At 73.2% G+C, this 23,873-nt stretch carries 18 protein-coding genes; 9 read left to right on the forward strand and 9 right to left on the reverse strand.

The features are described 5' to 3' along the window. Positions 1-38: 38 nt before the first annotated feature. The 3 genes from ELQ40_RS04395 to ELQ40_RS04405 are packed head-to-tail and all read right to left on the reverse strand — an operon-like array spanning position 39 to position 2,669. Positions 39-710, reverse strand: coding sequence for a response regulator transcription factor (locus tag ELQ40_RS04395; RefSeq protein WP_127792594.1), 672 nt, complete (start codon positions 708-710; stop codon positions 39-41). 35 nt (positions 711-745) lie between these two features. Continuing rightward, on the reverse strand, positions 746-1,948 hold the full coding sequence (locus tag ELQ40_RS04400; protein ID WP_127792595.1) for a sensor histidine kinase: 1,203 nt from the start codon (positions 1,946-1,948) through the stop codon (positions 746-748). Between the two features lie 28 nt (positions 1,949-1,976). Beyond that, entirely contained in the window at positions 1,977-2,669 is a 693-nt protein-coding gene (locus ELQ40_RS04405; RefSeq protein WP_127792596.1) for a DUF2306 domain-containing protein, read from the reverse strand. 146 nt (positions 2,670-2,815) lie between these two features. Between ELQ40_RS04405 and ELQ40_RS04410 the strand changes: the two genes are divergently transcribed. From ELQ40_RS04410 to ELQ40_RS04420, 3 genes are all read left to right on the forward strand, one after another. Further along, positions 2,816-3,292: a GNAT family N-acetyltransferase gene (locus ELQ40_RS04410; protein ID WP_240665934.1), complete on the forward strand. Its 477-nt coding sequence runs from the start codon at positions 2,816-2,818 to the stop codon at positions 3,290-3,292. Between the two features lie 4 nt (positions 3,293-3,296). Next, complete coding sequence (locus ELQ40_RS04415) at positions 3,297-3,743, forward strand: hypothetical protein (RefSeq protein WP_127792597.1); 447 nt, start codon at positions 3,297-3,299, stop codon at positions 3,741-3,743. 67 nt (positions 3,744-3,810) lie between these two features. Beyond that, on the forward strand, positions 3,811-5,145 hold the full coding sequence (locus ELQ40_RS04420; RefSeq protein WP_127792598.1) for a serine hydrolase: 1,335 nt from the start codon (positions 3,811-3,813) through the stop codon (positions 5,143-5,145). Between the two features lie 58 nt (positions 5,146-5,203). On the opposite strand, the gene ELQ40_RS04425 is transcribed toward ELQ40_RS04420, so the two are convergent. The 3 genes from ELQ40_RS04425 to ELQ40_RS04435 all read right to left on the reverse strand — a co-directional run bounded on the left by ELQ40_RS04425 (position 5,204) and on the right by ELQ40_RS04435 (position 9,463). Then, on the reverse strand, positions 5,204-5,914 hold the full coding sequence (locus ELQ40_RS04425) for an endonuclease/exonuclease/phosphatase family protein (protein ID WP_127792599.1): 711 nt from the start codon (positions 5,912-5,914) through the stop codon (positions 5,204-5,206). Between the two features lie 76 nt (positions 5,915-5,990). After that, positions 5,991-7,796, reverse strand: a complete 1,806-nt coding sequence (locus ELQ40_RS04430; RefSeq protein WP_127792600.1) for an ABC transporter ATP-binding protein — start codon at positions 7,794-7,796, stop codon at positions 5,991-5,993. Then, positions 7,793-9,463, reverse strand: coding sequence for an ABC transporter ATP-binding protein (locus tag ELQ40_RS04435; protein ID WP_127792601.1), 1,671 nt, complete (start codon positions 9,461-9,463; stop codon positions 7,793-7,795). The genes ELQ40_RS04430 and ELQ40_RS04435 overlap by 4 nt, the downstream gene beginning before the upstream one ends. A 54-nt stretch (positions 9,464-9,517) precedes the next feature. On the opposite strand from ELQ40_RS04435, the gene ELQ40_RS04440 reads away from it, so the two are divergent. The 6 genes from ELQ40_RS04440 (at position 9,518) to ELQ40_RS04465 (ending at position 15,434) form a co-directional block, all read left to right on the forward strand. Next, the gene (locus ELQ40_RS04440; RefSeq protein WP_127792602.1) at positions 9,518-10,351 is read left to right on the forward strand and encodes an AraC family transcriptional regulator; all 834 of its coding nucleotides are present in this window, start codon (positions 9,518-9,520) and stop codon (positions 10,349-10,351) included. Between the two features lie 100 nt (positions 10,352-10,451). Further along, the gene (locus tag ELQ40_RS04445; RefSeq protein WP_240665935.1) at positions 10,452-11,417 is read left to right on the forward strand and encodes an ABC transporter substrate-binding protein; all 966 of its coding nucleotides are present in this window, start codon (positions 10,452-10,454) and stop codon (positions 11,415-11,417) included. Continuing rightward, complete coding sequence (locus ELQ40_RS04450; protein ID WP_240665936.1) at positions 11,414-12,310, forward strand: siderophore-interacting protein; 897 nt, start codon at positions 11,414-11,416, stop codon at positions 12,308-12,310. The genes ELQ40_RS04445 and ELQ40_RS04450 overlap by 4 nt, the downstream gene beginning before the upstream one ends. A gap of 15 nt (positions 12,311-12,325) precedes the next feature. Further along, positions 12,326-13,417: an iron chelate uptake ABC transporter family permease subunit gene (locus ELQ40_RS04455; RefSeq protein ID WP_127792603.1), complete on the forward strand. Its 1,092-nt coding sequence runs from the start codon at positions 12,326-12,328 to the stop codon at positions 13,415-13,417. Between the two features lie 95 nt (positions 13,418-13,512). Beyond that, on the forward strand, positions 13,513-14,535 hold the full coding sequence (locus ELQ40_RS04460; protein ID WP_127795127.1) for an iron chelate uptake ABC transporter family permease subunit: 1,023 nt from the start codon (positions 13,513-13,515) through the stop codon (positions 14,533-14,535). After that, entirely contained in the window at positions 14,532-15,434 is a 903-nt protein-coding gene (locus ELQ40_RS04465) for an ABC transporter ATP-binding protein (protein WP_127792604.1), read from the forward strand. Before ELQ40_RS04460 ends, ELQ40_RS04465 begins: the two co-directional genes overlap by 4 nt. Before the next feature lie 64 nt (positions 15,435-15,498). On the opposite strand, the gene ELQ40_RS04470 is transcribed toward ELQ40_RS04465, so the two are convergent. The 3 genes from ELQ40_RS04470 to ELQ40_RS04480 all read right to left on the reverse strand — a co-directional run bounded on the left by ELQ40_RS04470 (position 15,499) and on the right by ELQ40_RS04480 (position 23,837). After that, positions 15,499-20,712 carry a glycoside hydrolase family 2 TIM barrel-domain containing protein gene (locus tag ELQ40_RS04470; RefSeq protein ID WP_164863468.1) on the reverse strand — a complete coding sequence of 1,738 codons (5,214 nt, stop codon included), beginning with the start codon at positions 20,710-20,712 and terminating at the stop codon, positions 15,499-15,501. A gap of 202 nt (positions 20,713-20,914) precedes the next feature. Then, positions 20,915-21,550 (reverse strand): TetR/AcrR family transcriptional regulator, encoded by a 636-nt coding sequence (locus ELQ40_RS04475; protein WP_127792606.1) that lies wholly within the window; start codon positions 21,548-21,550, stop codon positions 20,915-20,917. Positions 21,551-21,584: 34 nt separating this feature from the next. Beyond that, positions 21,585-23,837, reverse strand: coding sequence for an FAD-dependent oxidoreductase (locus tag ELQ40_RS04480; RefSeq protein ID WP_127792607.1), 2,253 nt, complete (start codon positions 23,835-23,837; stop codon positions 21,585-21,587). Positions 23,838-23,873: the final 36 nt, after the last annotated feature.

A 23,873-nucleotide genomic window follows, 5' to 3' on the forward strand; every position in this document is an offset into this window, starting at 1 on the left:
GGCGGCCCGCCCGTTCGACCGGACAGCCCGTCACGCACTCAGCCGCGGCGCCCGCCGGCCCGTGCCCGCTCGTGCGCCCAGATCGCGAGCTCGACCCGGTTGCGCGCACCGACCTTCGCCATGAGGCTGCCGAGGTGCGTCTTCACCGTGCCGAGCGAGATGTGCAGGGCCGCACCGATCTCGGAGTTGCCGAGCCCGGTCGCCACTGCGGCCAGCACGTCCTCCTCGCGGTCGGTGAGCGGTGCCGACGGGGCAGCGGGTGCGTCGTGGGGAGCCCCGGAGAACGCCTCGATGAGACGGACGGTGACGAGCGGGTCGATGAGCGCGTCACCGCGCGCGGCGGCGTGCACGGCCTCGGTGAGCAGGGTCGCGCCGGCGTTCTTCATGAGGAACCCGCGGGCGCCCGCCCGCAGCGCGCCGTAGACGTACTCGTCGAGGTCGAAGGTCGTGACCACGACGACCGGCACCGGGTCGTGCACGCCGGGACCGGCGAGCAGCCTGGTCGCCTCGAGGCCGTCCATCACGGGCATCCGGATGTCGATCAGGCACACGTCGGGTCGCAGGCTGCGCGCGAGCGCGACCGCCTGGGCGCCGTCGGCCGCCTCGCCGACGACCTCGATGCCGGGCTGCGCGTCGAGCAGCATCCGCAACCCCGACCGCACCAGCTCCTGGTCGTCGGCGACGAGCACCCGCAGCGCCCGTTCCGTCACGTCACCACTCCGCCCACGTCACCACTCCGCCCACGTCACCATCCCGCCCTCGGGAGCTCGGCGGCGACGATCCAGCCGCCGTCCGGCGACGGGCCGGCCCTGCAGACGCCGCCGAGGAGGGCTGCGCGTTCGCGCATGCCGGCGAGCCCGTACCCCCGTGGCGCCGCGCCGGCCACGCGCGCGCCGGCCGGCCCGTCACCCGGCAGCGCGTCCGGCCCTCGGGGCGGCACGTCGCCGCGCCACTCGCCGCGACCGTCGTCGCGCCCGTCGTCGCGCACCTCGAGGTGCACGCGGTCGGCGTCGACCCCGACGCGGACGTCGACGCGGGTCGCCCCGCGCGCGTGCCGGCGCGCGTTGGTCACCGCCTCCTGCGCGATGCGGAACAGGGCGGCACCGGTCGCCGACGGCAGGGCGGATGCCCCGTCCTCGACCACGACGGAGACCCGTGGCACCTCGCCCGCGACGTCGAGCGCCCGCAACTCCTCGAGCCCGGGCACCGGCGCGAGGGCGGCCTCGTCGGCGCGCAGCACGCGCACCATCGCGCGGAGCTCGTCGAGCGTCTTCGACGCTTCGCCCTCGATGCGGCGGAGCGCCTCGGCGGCGGCATCCGGTCGCTGTTCCGCGAGCGCCGTGCCCGCCTGGGCCTGGATCGCGATCGCCGAGACGTGGTGGGCCACGGTGTCGTGCAGGTCGCGGGCGAGCTGCTCGCGCTCGAGCAGGCGCACGCGGTCGAGCTCGCGGGCCCTGCCGGTCGCGCGGAGCCGGAACACGACCCCGAGCGCGAGGGTCGTCGCGACCACGGCGACCGCGCCGACGAGGCTGCCCGCCGTCGTCTCGCCGAACGGGATCGACACGAGGATGCCGACCGTCATGAGCGCCGCGCCGCCGAACATCGCCCGGCCGGAGCCCCAGCGCATGACCGCGTATGCGAGTACCAGGAAGTACGCGGTGGTGATGAACTCCGACTCCGCGCCGACCACGACGCTCATCGCCGTGCCCGCGGCGAAGGCGATCGCCAGCATCGTGAATGGCCGCACGCGACGCCACAGCAGGGTCGGCGCGAGGCCCGCGAGCACCAGCGCCCACGCCCAGCGCCACGGCACGTCGGTGCGCGTCGCCGCCTCGACGACGGCGAGCACGGGCGCAAGGGAGACCAGCACCCAGTCGCGCCAGACCCGTCGCGGCGGCGGCGGTGTCGCGGCCGGCGCCTCCCACCAGGCGCGCAGCGTGCTCGTCATGCCCCTCATGGTAGGGCGGGCGCCCTGCTCACCGGATCGGCCGGACGGCCGAGGCGCCCACGGGCGGGTTCGCCGCCGCCGGGCGCGGGCGGCTCGCCCCGCGACGGATCGCGATCTCGGCGATGACGAGGTTGATCGCCCACCCGGCGCCCATGAGCACGGCGTGCATGCCGGTGTCGGGCGCCCGCCCGGTGATGATCGCGTACGGCGCGACGGTGAGCACCTGGGTGCCTGCGCCCATGCCGATCGCGTACGCCCGGATCATCCACGCCCGGTGGGTGCCCACGTCTCCGCGCCGGATCGCGAGGAACGCCGTGATCAGCGCCGCGGTCATCGCCACCCCGACTACGAGCCGCATCACCGCGAGCGCCGGGCCCGCGGGCGGCGGGATCACGTAGAAGACGGTCATCCAGAGCGCCGACAGCGCCGAGGCGAGACCCATCGGCAGCACGATGCGGCCCGAGATGCGGTGCCAGCGGCGCCGCCGCAGCGCCGGGGCGAACTGCAGTGCGCCGAGCACGAGGTACACCGTGGAGCCGACGATGTGCACGAGCACCGGCACCGGCGAATGGAAGAAGCGGGCGTTCTCCTCGGTGATGACGGCGCCGGTCGAGAGCTCGGAGACGCGCATCGCACCGCCGAGGATGGGGATCACGCTCAGCACGAGGAGCCCGGCCGGCACCATCCATTCGGCCGGGCTGCGACGGGAGGATTCGGTCATGATCCGATGCTCGCGTGGGCGACCGGCGCGGCACATCGGCTCGACGGTCGGTCTCGGCGGGTGCGGCATCGGCCGAACGGCCGAGCGGCGAGGTCGACGCCGGCGCCTGATTCCGTCGGAACCGCGAGACCAGCGAGAATGGGCGGGTGACCGCAACCCTCGACATCCAGCCGGGCGACCTGAACGACGAGCGCGTGCTGCGACTGCTCGCCGACCACCTCCAGGACATGTTCGCGACCTCGCCCGCCGAGAGCGTGCACGCCCTCGACGTCTCCGGCCTGTCGGTGCCCGAGATCACGTTCTGGACGGTCGCGCACGAGGGCGAGATCGTCGGATGCGTCGCGCTGAAGGAGCTCGACCCCGGGCACGGCGAGCTCAAGTCGATGCGCACGGATGCCTCGGTGCGCGGCCGCGGGCTCGGCGCCGGGCTGCTCGAGCACGTGCTCGCCGAGGCGATCCGCCGCGACTACCGTCGGGTCAGCCTCGAGACCGGCACCGAGGACTTCTTCGCCCCGGCCCGCGCGCTGTACGCCAAGTACGGCTTCGTCGAGACCGGCCCGTTCGCGTCGTACGCGCTCGACCCGAACAGCGTCTTCATGACCATCGAGCTCGACGGGCGCTGATCCGATGCCCGCGGCGATCCCCGTCGTCGTCGTGGTCGACGTGGCGAACGTGATGGGTTCGCGGCCCGACGGCTGGTGGCGCGACCGGGCGGGCGCCGCGACCCGGCTGCTCGCCGGCATGCCCGCGCTGGTCGGAGGCGAAGTCGTCGCACCCGATTCCGACGACCCGGATGCCCCGCCGCTGCGCATCGCTCGCATCGTCGCGGTGCTCGAGGGCCAGGCGAGACGCGCTGAAGCGCCCGAGGGCATCGACGTCGTGCTCGCGGCCGCCGACGGCGACTCGACCATCGCCGAGATCGCCAACGAGCTCGCGAACGAGCTCGCCGGGCCGGCACACGCGGGGGAGGGGCATCCGCTCGTGGTCACCGCCGATCGCGGCCTGCGCGCCCGACTCGACCCGGCCGTGCTCGTCGCCGGGCAGGGCTGGCTCAACGCCCTCCTCGGCCGGTGAGCGCCGGGTCGACCGCCGCGCCCGCGGCCGATTCGGCGGCGGGGGTCCGCTGATATAGCATCCGTCGGTGCGCAGATCCCGCCGCGTGTTCGTCGTCGTCGCCGTCACGCTCCTCGTCCTCATCGCCGCTGTCGTCGGCGTCTACCTCTGGCAGCGGCCCATCCTCGTCACGGCCACCGGATACGCGGCCCACAACGCGTGCGCCGTCGCCCACGTCGCCGACCGCGACCACCCCGAGACCGACCTGCCCGACAACCCGCTCGTGCCGTACCTCCAGGCCGGCGTCGACGACGACGGCGCGACCGCGAACCTGTTCGGCGTCCTCGCCGGGCAGCGGGCCTGGTACACCGAGGGCTTCGGCTGCACCCTTGCGGGCGACCGGCCCGAGTTCGGCGAGGCGACTTCGATCTCGCCTGACGCGAACCCGTTCGCCGAGGCATCCGTCGACGCCGACCCGGCCATCGACGCGGCGATCGCCGGCGCGTTCGGCGACGACCTCGCCGACCCGGATGCCGCCGCGCTCGGCACCCGCGGCGTCGTCGTGGTGAAGGGCGGCGACCTCGTCGGCGAACGCTACGCCGACGGGTTCGACGCGTCGACGCCGCAGCTCGGCTGGTCGATGTCGAAGTCGGTCGCGTCGCTCATGCTCGGCGTGCTCGTCGAGCGCGGCGAGGTCGCGCTCGACGACGACCACCTGCGCCCCGAGTGGACCGACGAGCGCGCCGACATCACCGTCGAACAGCTCGTGCGCATGACCAGCGGCATCGAGTGGGACGAGACCTACGACCTCGGCACGCCCATCACCCAGATGCTCTACCTCGAGCCCGACATGGCCGGCTACGTCGCGAGCCTGCCGCTCGCGCACGAGCCCGGCACCGTGCAGCAGTACTCCAGCGGCAGCACCAACCTGCTCTGCTCGGTGCTCGCGGAGCGCACGGGCCTCGGCGCCGACCTGCCGCGACAGCTGCTGCTCGGGCCGCTCGGCATGTCGTCGGCCGTCTTCGAACCGGATGCCTCGGGCCTGCCCGTGTGCTCGTCGTACCTGTGGGCGACGCCGCGCGACTGGGCCGCGATCGGCTGGTTCGCCGAGCAGGGCGGGGTGTGGGGCGGCGAACGGCTGCTGCCCGACGACTGGATGGCGCAGAGCGTCACCGTCGACCCGGTCGAGTCGACCGACGACCCCGGCTACGGCATGGGTTGGCGGACCAACAGGCTGCCGGACGGCAGCCTCGCGTGGCCCGAGCTGCCCGAGGACACGTTCACGGCGAACGGCCACGACGGCCAGGTCATCTTCGTCGTGCCGTCGGAGGACGTCGTCGTGGTGCGGCTCGGGTTCACGCCCGAGGTCGAGCACGAGCCGCGCACCGTCGCGCTCGTCGCGGCCGCGATCGCCGCGGACTGAACCCGGGGCATCCGCTCCGGTGGGGTCGTCAGCCGCCCGCGGCGGCTGAGGCAATCCCTCAGATGACGATGTCGGCGTCCTGGTGATCGCTCGCGCGCAGGTCCGCGTACTCCGCGTCGACGAGGATCGGCAGGTGGTCGCTCGACCCGCGCGGCAGCGTCTCGACGCGGCGGATGTCGAGGCCGGCCGACGTCGCCAGGTCGAAGTGCCCGCGGAAGAACTTGTAACGCGTGTACGTGCGCGAGTCGCTCAGCGTCAGCTCGTAGCCGTGCTCGCGGACCTTCTCTGCGAGGTTGTCCTTGAAGACCGGGTAGTTGTAGTCGCCGACCATGAGGATCGGCAAGCCCGGGCCGAGCAGTTGCAGCTCGCTCAGCGCCGTGCGGATCTGATGCCGCCGCAGCGAGTTCAGCGCGGTCAGCGGCGCCGCGTGGAAGGAGGCGACGATGACGTCGCGCTGGTGCTCGAGGTCGATGAAGCGGGCGCCGAGCAGCCGCTCGTGCGCCGGCCGCAGGATGCGGTCGTGCAACGACTTCTTCAGGGCGAACGCGCGGATCGACCGCGGCAGCAACCGGTCGGGGCGGTAGTACACCGCCAGGCCGAGGCGGTTGCCCGTCGTCGAGTGCGCGAGGCGGAGACGCCCCACGTCTTCGGCGAGCCCGTGCGTCTCGCACTCCTGCACGCAGATCGCGTCGGGTGAGTAGCGCTCGTCGAGCTCCGCGAGCTCGGCGATCGCGCGGTGCTTCCTGAGGTTGTAGCTGATGACCAGCATGCGATTCAGCCTAGGCCTGCTACTCGGGCGTCGGGCGTGGGGTTGCCTTCGAGTTCGCCGTGTGACAGCCGCGCGTTCACCGACCCGCAGGCGGCTGACCGGCCGCGACGGCCGCGCCGACGGTCAGCCCGTCGGCGACGATCGAGGTCGGCGGTCGTCGCGAGTCATGCGCGCGCGACCATGCCGTCCAGAGTTCGGCGTAGACCCCGTCGGCGGCGACGAGATCGGCGTGCGTCCCGCTCTCCACGAGCCGGCCCCGATCCAGCACGATGACCCGGTCGGCCTGCGCCGCCTGATCGAGCCGGTGGGCGATGGTGATCGTCGTGCGCCCCGCCGCCAGGTCGCGGGCGGCGCGTTCGAGCACGGGTTCGGATGCCCCGCCGTCGGCCGCCGTCGCCTCGTCGAGCACCAGCACGCCGGGGTCGTGGAGCACGAGTCGCGCCAGCATAAGCTGCTGCGACTGCGTCGGGGTGAGCGCGTGCCCGCCCGACCCCACGACGGTGTCGAGCCCGTCGGGGAGTCGCGCGGCCCACTCCGCGGCGCCGACCCGGGTGAGGGCGTCGTGCAGTGCGTCGTCGGAGGCATCCGGCGCCGCCATCCGCAGGTCGTCGGCGAGGGTGCCCGCGAACACGTGCGGCTCCTGACCGGCGACGCCGACGCGAGGCGGCGCGCCGTCGGCGCCCAGCCGGATGCGACCGTCGTCGGGCAGCAGGGTGCCGAGCACGAGCGCGGCGACCGTGCTCTTGCCCGCGCCGCTCGCGCCGACGAGCGCGACCGTCTCGCCGGCCTCGACCCGGAACGTCAGGTCGTCGACCGCGGGTTGCGCGTCGTAGCCGAACCGCACGCCGTCGAACCGCACCGGCGCGGCCGACCCGGCCGAGGCGGCCCGGCGGGGCGCCTGCTCCGGCAGCTCGAGCACGCCGACGAGCCGCGCGAGGCCCGCGCCGGCGCGCTGCAGGTCGTCGACGCCCGACAGCACCGACCCGACCGGCCCGAACAGGGCGTGGAAGTAGAGGGCGGCCGCCGTCGCCTGCCCGACCGTCGCGAGGTCGGCGCCGACCAGCCAGAATCCGACCGCGAGCACGGCGGCGAGCCCGACGAACTCGGCCGCGTTGAGCCGGTTCCAGAAGTCCACCGCGATCCGCGACGATCGGAACTCGAGCTCCGCCGAACGGATGGCGGCCTGCTCGATGTCCGCCTCGCGGGGCGCGGACGCACCCATCGCGCGGACCGTGTCGACCGCGTCGATCGACTCGAGGATGCGCTGCGAGCGGTCGCCGTCGGCGGCACGCGCGTCGCGGTACACCGGGCGCGAGCGGCGCAGGTACCCGCGGAGGGCGAACGCCTGCACCGGCACCGCCGCGAGTGCGGCCAGCGAGAACCGCCAGTCGATCACGCCGAGTCCGACGATCGTCACGACGATGCTGAACCCGGCCGACGCGAAGACCGGCAGCACGCCGCTGACGACCTCGCCGACGATGCGGGTGTCGCCCGCGGCCCGGGCCACGAGGTCGCCGCGGCCGGCGCGTTCGACGACGGGCAGCGGCAGCCTGAGGATGCGCGTGACGACGCGGCCGCGAAGGTCCGCGAGCACGCGCTCGCCGAGCCGGGCCACGAGCATCCGCCCGGAGCCGGTCAGTGCGCCGTAGGCGACGCCGAACCCGGCGATCGCCGCGACCAGCGCGGGCAGGGCGGTCGCGTCGCCGTCGATGGCGGCGTCGACGATCCGGCCGAGCAGGGCGGGCATGGCGAGTCCGGCGATGGCCGAGGCGAGTAGCACGACGACCGCGCCGGTGAGCGCGAGGCGGCGGGACGAGAAGAGCTGCCCGACCTCGCGTCGGATCTGCTTCGGCGTGGCGACGGGGAGGATCTCGAGGCTCATGCGGACACCTCGGCCGTCTGCACGCGGACCACGGCGTCGCAGACGCGCTGGAGCGCCGGACTCGGCGCGATCACGAGCGTCGCGCCGGTCCGGGCGCCGCGGAGCCGCTCGACGATGCGAGCCTCGGTGACGGAGTCGACGGCGCTCGTCGGGTCGTGCAGCACGAGCACCCGCGGATCGCGGGCGAGCCCTCGCGCGAGCGACACCCGCTGGCGCTGTCCGCCCGAGAGGGTCAGCCCGCGTTCGCCGACGCCGCGGTCCAGGCGCTCCGGCGACGCGTCGAGCACGTCGTCGAGCACCGCAGCCCAGGTCGCGCGCTCGAGCGCGTCGGCGGAGACCGGGGCGGCGAGTTCGAGGTTCGAGCGGACGGTGCCCGAGAAGAGCACCGGATGCCTCGGCACCGACAGCATCGGGGGTTCGGCGGCCGATTCGGGCGCCAACGGGCCCGAGAGTTCGCGACCGTCGACGAGCACCCGCCCCGATCGCGGCGGCCGCAACCCGGCGAGCAGTTCGGACAGCTCGCGGGCCGCCTCGTCGTCGTCGAGCAGGACGCCGACGAGTGCGCCGCGCGCGACCTCCACGGACACGGGCGGGAGCAGGTCGCCGCGGACCGCGTCGAGCACCAGCACCGGTGCGCCCCCGTCGAGGTCGGCGGCGGTCGAGTCGGTCGGAGCGGAGGCATCCGTGCGTGCGTCCGTCGCGGCATCCGCCGCCGCTGCGCGCAGCACGTCGTCGACCCGGTGCGCCGAGGCGCGCTTGGCGACGAACTCCGCACTGATGAACGCGAGGCCGCTCACCGGCCAGTACAGGAACTGCGCGAGGCCCAGCACCGCGACCAGTTCGCCGACCGAGATCGTGCCGTCGATCGCCTGCGCGCCACCCACCCAGGCGATGCCGGCGAGCAGGAGCCCCGACGCGCTCATGCTCACGATCGAATAGCTCCCCTTCGCGGTGATCGCGCGGCGCGAGGCCCTGAGCGACGCGGCGTTCGCGAGCTCGAACCGGGCGACCGCCGCCTCCTCGGCGTGCAGGCCCTTCACCGTGCGAAGGCCGGTCAGCAGGTCGCTCGCCACGGCGCTCGCGGTCGCCGCGGCCTCCTGCTCGGCGTGCGATCGGCGCTCGAGCGGAGCGGTCGCGAAGTGCAGGGCCACGACCAGCACGGGGGTGGCCACCAGCACGATGACGCCCAGCAGGGGCGAGATGACGAACAGGGAGACCGCGACGGTCACGACCGCGGCGAGCTCGGCGACCGAACCGCCGACGAGCCAGAACATGCCGGTGACCCGGTCGACGTCGCCGGATGCGACGGCCAGCAGGTCGCCCGGTGTGCGCCGCTTCGCGAAGCCGCGCGGCGCCAGGAGGCGGCCGACCACGGCGCGGCGCAGGTCGAGCCCGCCCGTCTCGGTCGCGCGAACGGTCGCGAGCTCGCCCATGCGCCAGGCGAGCAGCAGGCCGAGGAAGAGCGCGGCCAGCGCGGCGAGCGACCAGGCGAGCGCCACGGGGTCGTTCGGTTCGATCGCGCGGTCGATCACGATGCCGATCAGCACCGGCACGAGGGCCTCGGCGACCTGATGGCCGACGAGGCCGGCCACGCCGACGACGAGCAGGAGGCGGCGCCCGCGGAACAACGTCCGGAAGGCGGAGGGGGGCGCGGCTGGAATCGGCACGCGCTCCAGCTTAGGATTCCCTCACTTGTACGACTGGCGATAGGAGGCCGGATCATGTCGCCGACCGGACAGAACGACGAGCGTCCCGACGCGACGGACGTGCCGGTTCCCGTCGTCGGCGTGCTGACGAACGCCTTCGCCGTGCGGGAGGCGTCGGAATGGGGCTGGCACCGCCATGAGGTCCACGAGCTGCTGTGGGGGACGCGGGGCTCGCTCGTCGTCGACGCCGCGGACTCGAGGTACACCGTCCCCTGGACGCGTGGGCTGTGGATCCCCGCCGGAACGGCGCACCGCGTCGTCGCGGGCTCGGGCACCGAGTTCTCCTGCACGTTCGTCGCGACGCGGTTCACGGCACCGAGATCCGACGTCGGATCGGTCACGGTCTCCGGCCTCGCGCGTGCGCTGCTCGCCGAGCTCAGCGAGCACGACCTCGACGACGAGACGCGAGCGCTCGCCGAGCGCCTCGCGGTCCGCCTGCTCGACGGTTCGGAACTGACGCGGCTCGACCTGCCGTGGCCGAGCGACGATCGCACGCAGCGGGTCGCGGAGGCGGTCGTCGTCGATCCGGCGGACGCGCGCACGCTCGAGGACTGGGGGAGCCTGGTGGGGGCGAGCGAGCGCAACCTCTCGCGACTGTTCCACCGGCAGACGGGGCTCACGTTCGCCGAGTGGCGGACCAAGGCCCGGATGCGGTCGGCCATCGACCTGCTCGCCGACGGGATGCCGGTCGCGACGGTCGGACGAAGGGTCGGCTATGCGACCGCGAGCGCGTTCGTGCAGGCGTTCCGTCGTGAGGTCGGCTGCACGCCGGGAGCGTTCGCGGCTGGGGAATCGGGCCAAGCTGTCCGGCAGGCGGCATCCGATGGCGGTCATACGACATCCGGGTGAGGCAGGATCGACTGCGGCGCAGCTTAGGCAAGGCTAAACTTCCCTCCAGCGTCCGCGCGAAGCGATCCGCGCACCACCTTCCCCCACCGAAGAGGCATCCATGACCAAGCACGCACGCGCGATCCGCGCCGCACTCGCCGTCTCGGCGTCCGCCCTCCTGCTCGCCGGTTGCGCGACCGCGGGGGCGAGCAGCGAGTCGTCCGAGGAGACGATCACCGTCGACACCGAGTTCGGCGAGGTCACGGTCCCCACCGAGCCGACCGCGGCAATGGGCTTCTACACGACCGACGTCGACATGCTCATCACGCTCGGCTACGAGCTCGCCGACGAGCAGCCGATCCGCGACGACTGGGAGACATTCCCGAGCTTCTTCCCGCAGGAGGCGCTCGAGGGCATCACGGGCTTCCACAACTACCCGGAGTTCAACCTCGAGCACATCCTCGAGGTCGGGCCCGACTTCATCCTCAACGGCCTCGGCTACGAGACCGACCTGCACGGCCAGCTCGAGGACATCGCGCCGACCTACACCTTCAACGGCTTCGACGGCGGCGACTGGCGCGACAAGTTCCTCGCGCTCGCGACCGACTTGGGGCGCGAGGAGCAGGCGCAGGCGTGGCTCGACGACTACCAGGCGCGCGCCGAGGAGGTCAAGGCAGAGCTCGAGTCGCAGGGCATCGCGCCCGTCGTCGCCGACGTCTCGTTCTGGGACGGCCAGCTCTCGGTCGGCTGCTACAGCATCTCGTGCCTCGTGTTCGCCGACCTCGGTCTCGAGATCTCGCCGCTCGCCGACGGCGACGGCGACGGTGAGCCCGACAACACGGGCCAGACGCTCAGCCTCGAGCAGATCGGCGAGCTCGCCGACGTCGACGTGATCTTCACCGGCGTCAGCGAAGACGGCTCCGGCTTCATCGGCGACGACGAGGCCCTCAAGACGAACGCGCTCTGGACCTCGCTGCCCGCGGTGCAGAACGGCCAGGTCTTCCCGTACAACTACGAGATGAGCTACGGCTCGCCGAGCGGCCAGGACGGCCTGCTCGACGTGATCTCGGAAGCGCTGCTGCCGTGAGCACCTCGGTCGCCAACCGCATCCACCGCCTCGAGGTCGTCGAGACGCAGCGCCTCACGCCCGGCATGCTCCGCATCGTGTTCGGCGGCGACGGCGTCGCGCAGTTCGAGTCGACCGGCGTCGGCGACGAGTACTTCCGGCTGTTCCTGCCGCTCGAGGGCCAGGACGTGCCGAACCTCCCGAACGCGACGGAGGACGGCTACTGGGAGTTCCCCGACGGCGTCGAGCCGAGCGAGGTGCGCACCTACACCGTCCGCGGGTGGGATGCCTCGGCCGGGCTCCTCACCGTCGACTTCGTCGTGCACGAGGGCGGCGTGGCCGCCGCGTGGGCGCTGCGCGCGAAGGTCGGCGACGTCATCGGCGCCAACTCGCCGCGCGGGCTGTACGAGCCGGCCGACGGCATCACCTGGCAGCTCCTCGTCGCCGACGCCACCGGACTCCCGGCGGCGCTGCGCCTCGCCGAGTCGGCGCCCGAGGGCGTGCGCACGCGCGTCGTGATCGAGGTCGCCGACGACCGCGACGAACAGCGTCCGGCGCTTCCGGCGCATGTCGACCTCGCGTGGGTGCACGGCGGCAACGGGCACGGGCCGACGCGCATCGAGGAGATCGTGCGCGCCGCCGACTTCCCCGACGAGCCCGGCTACGTCTGGGTCGCCGGCGAGACGAAGGCCACCCGCGGCGTGCGCAAGCACCTCCGCCACGAGCTCGGCCTGCCCGCGAACGCCTACAAGGTCGTCGGGTACTGGACCGAGAAGGCGGAGGCGTGGCGCGACGCGTACGACGCGCTCCCCGAGGACGTGCTCGCCCGGCTCCAGGCGATGTGGTCGGAGGACCGCGACGAGGAGGAGATCACCGACGAGTACGAGGCGACGCTCGAAGCCCACGGGCTCTGACGCCGACCGACGCCGATGACCACGACGCAGACGCCGCCGACGCCGTCGCCGGGCGGCCGCAGTCCGGTGCGCGCTGCGCGCGCCGCGCGGTCGACCCGCGCGGTGACCGGCGCGCTGTGGCGGCGGCGGCTGCTCGGGTTCGCCATCACGCTCGCGGCCCTCGTGATCTGCTGCGCGCTCAGCCTCGCGATCGGCTCGAAGCACCTGCCGCTCGACCAGGTGATCGCGGCGCTCCAGGGCGCGACCGGTGAGGCCGGCACCATCGTGCGCGACCTCCGCGTGCCGCGCACGCTGCTCGGGTTGCTCGTCGGGGCGGCGCTCGGCGTCGCCGGCGCCGTCATGCAGGCGTTCACGCGGAACCCGCTCGCCGATCCGGGCCTTCTCGGCGTGAACGCGGGTGCCGCGCTCGCCGTGGTGCTCGGGGCGGCCGCGTTCGGCCTCAGCTCGCTGTCGGGCACCGTGTGGTTCGCCTTCGCCGGTGCGCTGGTCGCGACCTTCGCGGTGTACGCGATCGGCTCGGCGGGCCGGGGCGGACCGGAGCCGCTGCGCATCACGCTCGCCGGCGTCGCGGTCGGCGCGTTCCTCGGCGGGGTGACGAGCGGCATCACGCTGCTGCTGCCCGAGGTGTTCGACCTCATGCGCGGCTGGAACGCGGGCAGCATCTCGGTCACGCCGCTCGGCCTCACGATGACCATCGCCCCGTTCATCGTCGTGGGCCTGATCGTCGCGTTCGCCGTGGCGAAGCCGCTCAACGCCGTCGCGCTCGGCGACGACCTCGCCGTCGCACTGGGTTCGCGCATCGTGCCGACCCGCATCGCCTCGATCGTCGCGGTCACGCTCCTGTGCGGTGCCGCGACGGCCGCGGCCGGGCCCATCGGCTTCCTCGGCCTCATGGTCCCGCACGTCGTGCGGTGGTTCACGGGGCCCGACCAGCGCTGGATCCTCGCGGGCAGCGCGGTCGCGGCACCCGTGCTGCTGCTCGCGAGCGACATCGTCGGCCGCGTCATCCTGCCGAGCGGCGAACTGCCGGTCGGCATCGTCACCGCGTTCATCGGCGCCCCCGTGCTCATCGTGCTCGTGCGACGCAGGTCGGTGAGCGCGCTGTGACCGGCACCGGCTTCAGCCCCAGCCCCGGCTCCGGCCCCGCCCTCGCGGACCGTCCCGAACCCGACCGCCCGACCCTCGACCGCGGCTACCGGGCCATGCGCCTGCGCACCCCCCGAGGCGGTTTCGGCACCGTCATCGGGGTGCGCCACGTCGTCGTGGTCGCAGCGCTCCTCCTCATCGCCTCGGCGGTGGGGGTCGTCAGCCTCGGTACGGGCGACTTCGCCGTGCCGGTCGGCGACGTCATCGCGACGCTGTTCGGCGGCGGGGACCGCCGGTCGCAGCTCGTGGTGCTCGACTGGCGGATGCCGCGCGTCGCGCTCGCGCTGATGCTGGGCGCGGCGCTCGGGGCATCCGGTGCGATCTTCCAGTCGCTCACCCGCAACCCGCTCGGCAGCCCCGACATCATCGGATTCGACGCGGGCGCGTTCACGGGCGCGCTGATCGTGATCACGACCGTCGGAACCGGCTACCTCGCGACCGCTGCGGGCGCGCTCGGCGGCGGCCTGGCCGCGGCGGTCGTCGTGTACCTGCTGGCGTACCGGCGGGGGTTCCACGGGTTCCGGCTCATCATCGTCGGCATCGCCGTGGCGTCGATGCTGGCCTCGGTGAACACCTGGCTGCTGCTCGTCAACGACCAGATGTTCGCGATGGCCGCGGCCGCATGGGGTGCAGGTTCCCTGAACATCGTGGGCTGGGAGCAGGCGGTCCCGGCAGCGGGCGTGCTGCTGGTGCTCTGGGCCGTCACCGCCTCGCTCGCCCGCTCGATGCACGTGCTCGAGCTCGGCGACGACGCCGCGACCGCGCTCGGCGTGAACGTGCGACGTCGCCGCCTCGCCCTCGTGGTGGTCGGCGTCGCCCTGACCGCGACTGCGACGGCCGCGGCCGGGCCGATCGCGTTCATCGCGCTCGCGGCGCCCCAGCTCGCGCGTCGCCTCACCCGGTCGGCGGGCGTCACGATCGCCGCGTCGGCGGCGATGGGCGCGGTGCTGCTCTCGGCGAGCGACTTCGTCGCGCAGCATGCGTTCTCGCCCCTGCAACTGCCCGTCGGCATCATCACGGTGAGCGTCGGCGGCCTCTACCTGATCTGGCTGCTCATCATGGAGGTGCGGCGACGATGACGGATGTCTCGACCCGAACGGATGCCGCGAGCGCGGCGTCGTCCGCCGACGCTGCATCGCCCTCGGGCGCGGTGGCGTCCGCGAGTGCTGCGGAGGCCTCCGCGACTCCCGTCGGCGCGCGCCTCGCCGCCGACGCGGTCACGCTCGGCTACGACCGACGGGTGATCGCGCAGGACCTCAGCGTCGAGATCCCGACCGGGTCGTTCACGGTCGTGATCGGGCCGAACGCGTGCGGCAAGTCGACCCTGCTCCGTGCGCTCGCGCGGGTCATGGCTCCCGCGGCCGGCACGATCGTGCTCGACGGCAGGTCGATCTCGTCGTACCCGCCGAAGGAGGTCGCGCGCCGGCTCGGACTCCTGCCGCAGACGTCGATCGCGCCCGAGGGCATCACCGTCGCCGACCTCGTCGCCCGCGGTCGGCACCCGCACCAGGGCGTGTTCCGGCAGTGGACCGCGGCCGACGAACAGGCCGTCCTCGACGCGCTCGACGCCACCAACACGACCGGACTGTCGGGCCGGCTCGTCGAGGAGCTCTCGGGCGGGCAGCGCCAGCGCGTCTGGGTCGCCATGGTGCTCGCGCAGCAGACGCCGATCATGCTGCTCGACGAGCCGACCACCTTCCTCGACATCGCCCACCAGTACGAGCTGCTCGAACTGCTGCGGGGCCTCCACGCGGCCGGCGATCGCACGCTCGTCGCCGTGCTGCACGACCTGAACCAGGCCGCGCGCTACGCCGACCACCTCATCGTCATGCGCGACGGTGAGGTGGTGGCGACCGGCGACCCGACGGAGGTGCTTACCGCGGACCTCGTCGAGGACGTCTTCGGCCTGCCCTGCACGATCATCCCCGACCCGCACACGGGCACCCCGCTGGTGGTGCCGCGGCCGGTCGTCGAGTAGCGGAGCGGATGCCCCGTCCGGTGGTCGAGTAGCGGAGCGTATCGAGACCCCCGAACGCGTCCCGTCAGTGACGTCGCACCGAGACGACGAAGGGCTCGCTCGCGGTCGAACCGCTCGCGTTCCGGAACTCGACCACGTAGCGGTGGTCGCCGGGCGCGCGATCGGCGAGCGGGATGCTCGCGCGCTGCGCGCCCGGCGAGGCCGCCGCCAGCGCTCCATCCGCCACCAGGACGTCGTCCTCGTACAGGCGGTAGGCCGTCGCGTTGGTGCCCCACCACAGGTCGGCCGTGACGAGGTAGTCGCCGTCGCCGTCCCAGTTGTCGCTGCTGAGCACGGGCCGGCCCGGCGAGGCATCCGTCACCTGCACGGTGAGCGGCTCGACGCGCGTCACGCCCTTCGAGTTCTCGAGCTCGCCGGTGTACTGGTAGACGCCGTTGCGGAGCCCGTGGATCTCGACCGACGCCGACTGGGCGGCCGGGGTGCCCCAGGTGAGGGGGACGGTCGCGACCAGCTCGCCGTTCTCGTAGAGCCGGAACGTCGTCGCGTTCTCGCCCCACCACAGGTCCATGCCGATCCGGAACGATCCGTCGCGCAACCCGGTGTCCCAGCCGTCGTCCGAGGAGAGGACCGCCTGCCCGGGGGCTGCGATCGCCCCGTCGACGGCCACGGTCGCGACCGTGAGCGTCGCGGTCGCGGTGCCCGTCCAGCCGTCGGCGTCGGTCTCGGTGGCGACCACGTCGACGTACGATCCCGCCGCGAGCGGAGCGTCGCCCCGGGCGGCCCAGGTGAGGTCGGCGGCCACCGTCGCGCGGCCGAGCTCCGTGCCGTCGGCGGCGCGGACCACGACCGTGTTGCCCTCGGCCGTGCCCCGACCGGTGATCGCGTCCGCGGTACCGATCGTCTGCGCGGCGAAGGCCGGGCTCGGAGCGCTCGGGAGGTCGTTCCCGACGTCGGTGAACCGGACCGCCGATGCGCGGAGGAAGCCGCCGACCCCCTTCAGCGCGACCGTCGGCCGGTGATCCGCGTCGAACTCGAACTCGCCGAGCGCGACCCAGCCGCCGCCGCGCTCGACCTGGTCGATCGCGACCTCCGTGGGTCCGTCGGCCGTCGTCACCGTGTACGTCGCGTTCGTCGTGCTGATGCTGTTGGACGGCAGCGCGACCTCGACCAGCTGACGGGTCGGCTGCTCGAGCGCAGGCCCCGTCCAGGTGGCCGTGGCGCCCGCGGACCCGGCGAGCTCGGCGTAGACCGAGGCGTACCCGCCCGGTGCGGTGAGCGAGCTGGCCGACCACGTGCCGGTCGTGCGGAACGGGACCGAGCCGTCGGCGCGAGGTGCCTTCTCCCCGATGGTGACCACGATCGGGCACCGCGGCTCGCCGGGCACCGTGACCGGCTCCGACGGCGCCGAGACGGACGACCCGAGGATGGCGGCGACCGTGTAGGAGCCCGGGCGCTCGCCGATGCGCCCCAGGGCGTGCTCGGCGCCGATCACCGTGGTCGAGGCGGTCGAGCCGCACGCGTTGCGCGACACGATGTAGCCGTCGGCGCCCGAATCGTCCCAGGCGAGGAACGCGTCGTCGGTGCGGTTCCCGACGCGGACGTTCGCCGGCACGGATGCCTCGCCGCCGGGTCGTTCCGCGCTCGTGCGCACCGTGCCCGACCAGATGGGCGACGTGCCCGCCTCGCCCTGCGCGGCGACGGTGACCGCGTACTCGCGGTCGGGGGCCAGCCCGGCGATCGGGATCAGGTCGATGCCCGAGCGCTCCACCGCGAAGTCGGCGTCGACCGACTCGCCCGTCACGGTCACGAGGTAGCGCTCCGTGCGGTTCGACGGCCGCAGCACGATGGCGGCGTCGTGGATCCCCCCGACGAGCCCGCGCACCTGGAGCGGGGGAGCGTCCGACCCGGCGCCGAGCGGCGTGACCCGAAGGCCCTCGCTCCACTCGGAGACCGGTTCGCCCGCCGCGTCGACCTCCCGGATCCTGACGTCGACCGCGGCCCCGGGTTCGAGGCCGTCGATCCGCGTGCTCGGGCGGTTGGCGGTGCGGTGGGTCGCGGACTCCGCTCCCGACTCCGCGTCGGTGACGCGCACCTCGAACGAGCCGTTCCGGGTCTGGCTCGAGTACCCGAGCACGAGGCCGCCGTCCACGGGCTCCGCGTGGATCGCCTTGGGCGGCAGCGCGAGGGTGCCCGCGGTCGTCGCCGTGACGTCGTCGGCCGGTCCGGGCCGGCCGTCGCTCCCGACCGCCGAGACGGTGACGGCGTACTCGACGCCGGTCGCGAGTCCGGCGAGGTCGGCGAAGGTCTCGCGAGTGGTCACCGTGGTCGCCGTGCCGTCGGGCGCGGTCGCGACCACCCGGTAGCGCCCGATGCCCGCGGTGTCGTCGAAGCGGACCCGGAGCCCCGTGCTCGCCGCCACCACCTCGCGGATCTCGGGGGCTGCGGGTGCAGCGGCATCCGCCACCGAGACGGCGACCTCGTACCCGGTGGGTGAGAGGAGGGTGGCTCGCACCCGGGTCGCGGCGTCCTGCGCGTCCCAGGCGACCGGCACCTCGAACGCGGGCGCGCCCGGTTCGAGGTCGGGCAGGTCGACGAGCGTGCCGCCCACGACGGCGCCGGTGTCGTCGAACGCCTGCAGCGTCACCCGGTAACCGCGCAGGATGTTGCCCGGCCCGTCGGCCGGGACGGCGCCGGACGGGGTGATCGACACGACGCCGAGCCCGCCTCCCGCGGCCACCGCGACATCGCCCAGGGCGAATGCGCGCACGGGCGCGTTCGCCGACTGCGTCTCGTCGTACGCCGCCTTGAGCCGGCCCCAGACGTCGACGTTGCCCCAGCCGCGGACGAGGTTCTCGCTCGAGCCGCTGAACTCGCTGCGGTAGTCGTTGAAGGTCCACTGCGACCACCCGAACACGAACGGCCGGCTCTCGAACGTCTGCGCGGTCGTGTCGGCGCCCGTCGAGAAGTCGAGCCACTCGCGCCGCGTCGGGAAGCTGAAGCTGTCGGGGCTGTACTCCGAGATGAACATCGGCTTGTCGGGGTACAGGGCGTGCACCTTGTCGGTGGCGCCCGCGAAGTTGCCGTAGAGGTTGATGCTCACGAAGTCCATGAACTGCGTGCCGTCCTGTGCCGGGGCGCTCACGAACTCGGCCTTGTTGTTCGCGTGCGTGACGAACCGCCCGGGGTCGATCTCGTGCGAGTAGTCCGCCATGATGCGCAGGAACTCGCGGCCCTCCCACGATCGCGACTCGATCTCGTTGGCGACCGAATGCGCGAACACCGAGGCGTGGTTGAAGTCGCGTTCGACCATCTCGCGGAACTCCTGCTGGATCTGCGGGATGTCGTGCACGAGGTCGCGCGCGCCGCCCCACACGGGGACCTCGTCGATGAGCAGCATCCCGATCTCGTCCGCGTAGTCGAGCAGCTCGGGAGCCTGCGCGTAGTGCATGATCCGCGCGAGGTTCAGGCCCGAGGCCTTCATGCGGTCGAGGTCGCGGCGAACGAGCCACGTCGGCTCGACGTTGCCGTTGGCCGGGTCGTCGGACACGCGGTTCGCGCCCGCGAGCTTGAGGACCTCGCCGTTGAGCCGCATGGTCGTGCCGTCGATCTCGAACGTCCGGATGCCGAATCGGTCGCTCTGCGCGGCATCGTCGACGTCGACGGGGGAGTCGAGCGACACGTCGAGCCGGTACAGGTTCGGGTCGTCCATGCTCCAGAGCTGGAACGCGCCGGGTGCGAGGTCGGCGGCGAGCACCGCCTGCGCCGAGCCGCCGGCGGGCACCTCGACCTCGGCGTGCAGGCCGTCGGCGACGGTCGACCCGGTCGCCGCATCCGTGATCCGGCCGCGCAGCGAGACGGAGCGCGCCTCGTCGCCCGCGTTCTGAAGGAACACCGTGGATGCCACGTGCGCGGTCCCGGCCGCGAGATCGGGGGTCGCGACGATCTGCTGGCGGTCGATGACGACCTGGCCGGTCTTCACGAGTTCGACCGAGCGCGACATGCCGCCCCACGACCACCACGCGCCCTGCTGGAACGAGTTGTCGGCTCGCACGACCAGGGTGTTCTCGCCATCGACCAGATAGTCGGTCACGTCGAACTCGAACGGGGTGTAGCCGCCGGTGTGCGCTCCCAGTCGGGCGCCGTTGAGCCAGACCGTGGCGGTGTCGTACACGGCGCCGAAGCGGATGCTGGCGCGTTCGCCCGCGGCCGCGCTCAGGGAACCGGGTTCGAAGGTGCGGCGGTACCAGCCGTTGCCCTCGTACCGGCCGTACCGGTCGTGGACGCTCCAGTTGCCGGGGACCGACAGTGTGTCCCAGTCGGACACGTCGGTCGCCGGCTCGTGCCAGCCCTCGGCGACGCCGTCCACGTCGGGGGCGTCGGGGTCGCTCGCCCGGGCGAGGTCCTCGGCCCTGAAGGCCCAGTCGCCGTCGAGGGAGATGCGCGACCGGCCGGCCGTGATCTCGTGGCCGGGACGGTCGCCGGTGGTCGCGGTGGCGGGGATCCACTCGCCGTCGCCGCTCACCTCGCCGTCGCCGGGCGCCGGATCGGGCTCGACGCCGGGCTCGGCCGGCGGTACCCAGGGGCAGCCGGCGGGATCGGTCGGGTGCCCGGCGGGCACCGACTCCAGCGGGTCGATCGAGACCGGCCCGAAGGCGACGCGGCTCCGATATGCGCCGAAGCCGAAGGTGCCTCCGGCTGTCGGTGACGCGACCGCGGCGAGGAGCGCACCGTCGGCGTAGACGGCGGTGATGCCCGCCGCGCGCCGGATGACGAGCTCGACCCATTCGCCCGGGGCGACGGGCGACCCGCCCTCGCACACGAAGGCGCCGGTGATCGGCTTCGAGATCCGGAAGCCGGCGCGGTCGTCGTCGAACGAGGTGAGCTGGGGGCTGATGCCGGTGCTCTTCCAGTTGACGGTGTCGCGCAGGTCGAGCATGACGGTGACGGTGCCCTGGGGTCCGATCTCGTCCACGCGCACGTGCGTGCGCAGCTCGTACGCGTCGGGGAGCGTCAGCGCATCGGCCGGGCGGATGTACCGACCGGCCGACTGCGCGAGCGTGTCGACGGCGATCGTGCCGCCCTCGGAGCTCCATTCGTCGATCGAACCGGTGACGGCCGTCCAGCCGGTCAGGCCGCCGGCGAAGGTCGAGAGGTGCACGGACCCCGGCCCGATCGGCCCGGGGCCGTCGAGCGCGGATGCGGACGTGACCCCGACCGCTGGGAGCAGGACTGCGGAAACGGACGCCGCCGCGAGGCGGAGGGTGGTTGACGGCCGCACGGAATCTCCTTCGAATCGTCGGGCGACGCCGAAGTTAGCGCACGGAGCGCATGGCGGCAACGCTCTCCGCAAAGCCGATGCGAAAAAAGCGTGCGACGTGCCCTGACGGCATGGTGCATGCCGAAGAGGCATGCAAGCGCCCTGACCTGTGCCAGATTCGCGTGGGTGCGTGAGGCGTCGCGCGAATGCGGCGCCCCGCGGATCAGGCGCCTCGCGAGAACCGCCGGCCGCGGCGGAGGGCCGCCCGGTGCCGGCGCGCCGCGCGCATGGCGTCGAGCAGCGGCTGCGACGACGTGAGCCCGGCGAACCGCTGCTGGGCGAAGAACCCGAGGACGATCGAGACCAGCAGCTCGGCATCGGCGCGCGCATGCGATCGGCTCGGCAACCCGCCGTCGGCTTCGGGCCAGGTCGCGGCCTGGGCCGAGAACCGGGCGATCGCGAAGCGCTGCAACTCGGCGAGCGCCGCACGCGCGTCGTCGCTCGAGCGCTCGCTGACGTTCATCACCCAGAGGGCGAGCATCGCGTTGTCACCGGCTTCGGGACGGGTGGCGACGGCACGGACGGTGCGTTCGAAGAGCTGGTCGGGCCCGGACGTCGGCCTCGCGGTGGCCGCCTCGACCGCGCCCCGGGCACGCCGGATCGCCTCGACCTGGGCGGCGTCCACGAGCTCGTCCTTGCTCGCGAAGTAGTTGTAGACCATCCCGGCGCTGAATCCGGACGCGCGGATGATGTCGGTGATCGTCGTGCGCTCGATGCCGATCTCGGCGATGCAGCGCCAGGTCGCCCGGAAGAGGTCGTCGAGTCGCTCGGCACGATAGGCATCCGTCACCCGCGGCATCCCGCAACCGTATCAAGCGGTGCGCGGGTGACGGTCACTCGTAGACGCGCAGGCCCACGATCCGCGCGCGGCGGTCGCCGTTGGTCGCCTCGATCCGCACGCGCACGGCGTCGACGGGATCGGCGGACTCGATGCGATGGATGCGATGGCGCCGGCGGTTGCCGGTCTCCTCGGCGAGCGGATGCCACGCCCCGGCTCGTCGGCCCTCCACGACGTAGTCGCGCACGAGCTGCGGGAACACGAGGTGCGGGGACCGGTGGTGGTGGAGGGTGTTGAGCTCGGTGTCGACGTCGTCGTCGAACACCAGCCGCACCTCGGCCGGACGGACCGGCGCGTCCCACTCCACCTGGAGCCACGCCGGCCCCTCGTCGAGCGGTGCCGACGCCCACTGCTGCGGGCCGCCGTAGGGGCGCTGGTAGCCGCCGACGGCCTTGGCCGCCGCGTAGGCCGACGTCGGCGGATGCGCCTCGATGCGCGGCACCCACCCCCGCAGCGGATGCGCCGGCCAGGCCACGAGGGCTTCGTCGGGGTCGAACTCGACGTTCACGTCGCCGTCGGCCTCGGGCCGGTGCGTGAGGGCGAGCACGCCCGGGATCCCGTCGGCGGCCAGCACGACCGAGAGCTCGGGGTCGGCATGCAGGACGACGACGACGTTCTCGGGCTCGTCGGGCGCCCACGCGAGCCGCAGCCGCACCCATTGCGGGTCCGGAGACCCGGCGACGGCCACCTCGACCTCGGACCGGCGATCGACCGGCACCGCGTTCTGGCGCCGCCCGGTGGTCCAGAGCGAGGCGCGCAGCACGGTGTCGGTGCGGGCGCGGACGAGGACGTCGAGCCCGTCGAGCCGCGGATCCACCGGCAGCAGCACGCCGAGGTCGTGCTCGAGCGCGAAGTCGCGGTCCGAGGCGTCGGCGGCGGCCGCGAGCGATCGCACCGCTCCGGACGCGCTGACCCGGCCACGCCGGGCGACGTCGTGCGGATCGGTGTTCCGGACGCCGAACAGCGAGGCATCCTGCCGGAGCAGCACCTGCTGCAGGTCGGCGGCATGGCGCTCGGCCAGCTCGCGCGGTCGCACGGCGAGATCGAGCGCGACGGCCGCACCGGTGCCCGCGGCCTCGCCGCCCGCGGCGCACGTCGCCATGACGCGCGACGAGCCGAACGCCACGTGCGTCGCGGAGATGTCGCGTCCCGCCATCAGGAGGTTGGCGACGTTGCGCGAGTAGTAGCTCCGGAACGGGATGCCGTAGATGCCGTTGGAGTAGCGCTGGTGCGCGCCCGAGGCCGTGGCGTACATGCCCTCGACGGGGTGCAGGTCGATCGACCAGCCGCCGAACGCGACCTGGTCGTCGAAGTCGACCTGGTCGAGGATGTCGTTCTGGGTGAGGACGTGGTCACCCAGGAACCGGCGGTACTCGCGCTTGCCCGGCATGGAACCGACCCATTCGAGGTCGAGGTTCTCGGCGTCGAACGCGCCCGAGTTCTTGATGTGGTCCCAGATGCCGAAGATCACCGACCGCAGCTCGTCCCGGATGCGCTCGTTGTCGTGCACGATGTCGAGCTCGCCGCCCCATTCGATCCACCAGTAGTGCGCGCCCTTGTCCCCCGACCGGATGATGCGCGACGTCGGGATCGGCGTGGTCGAGATGTCCTTCGCGGAGTCGGGGGCGACGAACCGCACCGGATGGCCCGCATCCTTGGTGTAGAAGAGGATGGTCGATCCGAGGAACTGCCGGTCGGCGACCTCGGGAGCCCAGTCCTCGCCGAACTCGGCCTGCGCCTCGCGGCCCAACCGGAAGTCGGCGCCGGCGAGTGCGCCGACCAGGCCGTCGCCGGTCGCGTCGATGACGTACGACGCCCGGAACACGGTCTCGATCTCGGAGCCCATCGTCCAACCGGTGACGGAGCGGACGACGCGCTCGCCGTCGACCTCGACGGCTTCGACGGCCCGGACGTCGGTGTTCAGGTGCAGGCTGATGAGGGGTTCGGCCCGCACCGCGTCGAAGACCACCTCGTCCCAGTGGATCGGATTGCCGTCGGGGTTGCGGTACTGGTTCTCGACGTACAGCTCGCCGATCACGCCGGTCTCGCGGGCGAAGCGCTGCATGCCGTGGGCGGTCGCCCCGACCACCCAGACCCGCACCTCCGAGGAGGAGTTGCCGCCGAGGACCGGCCGATTGCCGACGAGGGCGACCGTCCGGCCGAGTCGTGCCGCGCTGATCGCGGCCGACACGCCGGCCAATCCGCCGCCGACGACGACGATATCGGTGGTGATCTCTCGGTGGAGCATGACGTCCTTCTCTGGTGGGGAGTGGTGCGGTGGGGG

Origin of the sequence: Agromyces sp. LHK192, from assembly GCF_004006235.1 — a bacterium.
Classification (GTDB): Bacteria; Actinomycetota; Actinomycetes; order Actinomycetales; family Microbacteriaceae; genus Agromyces.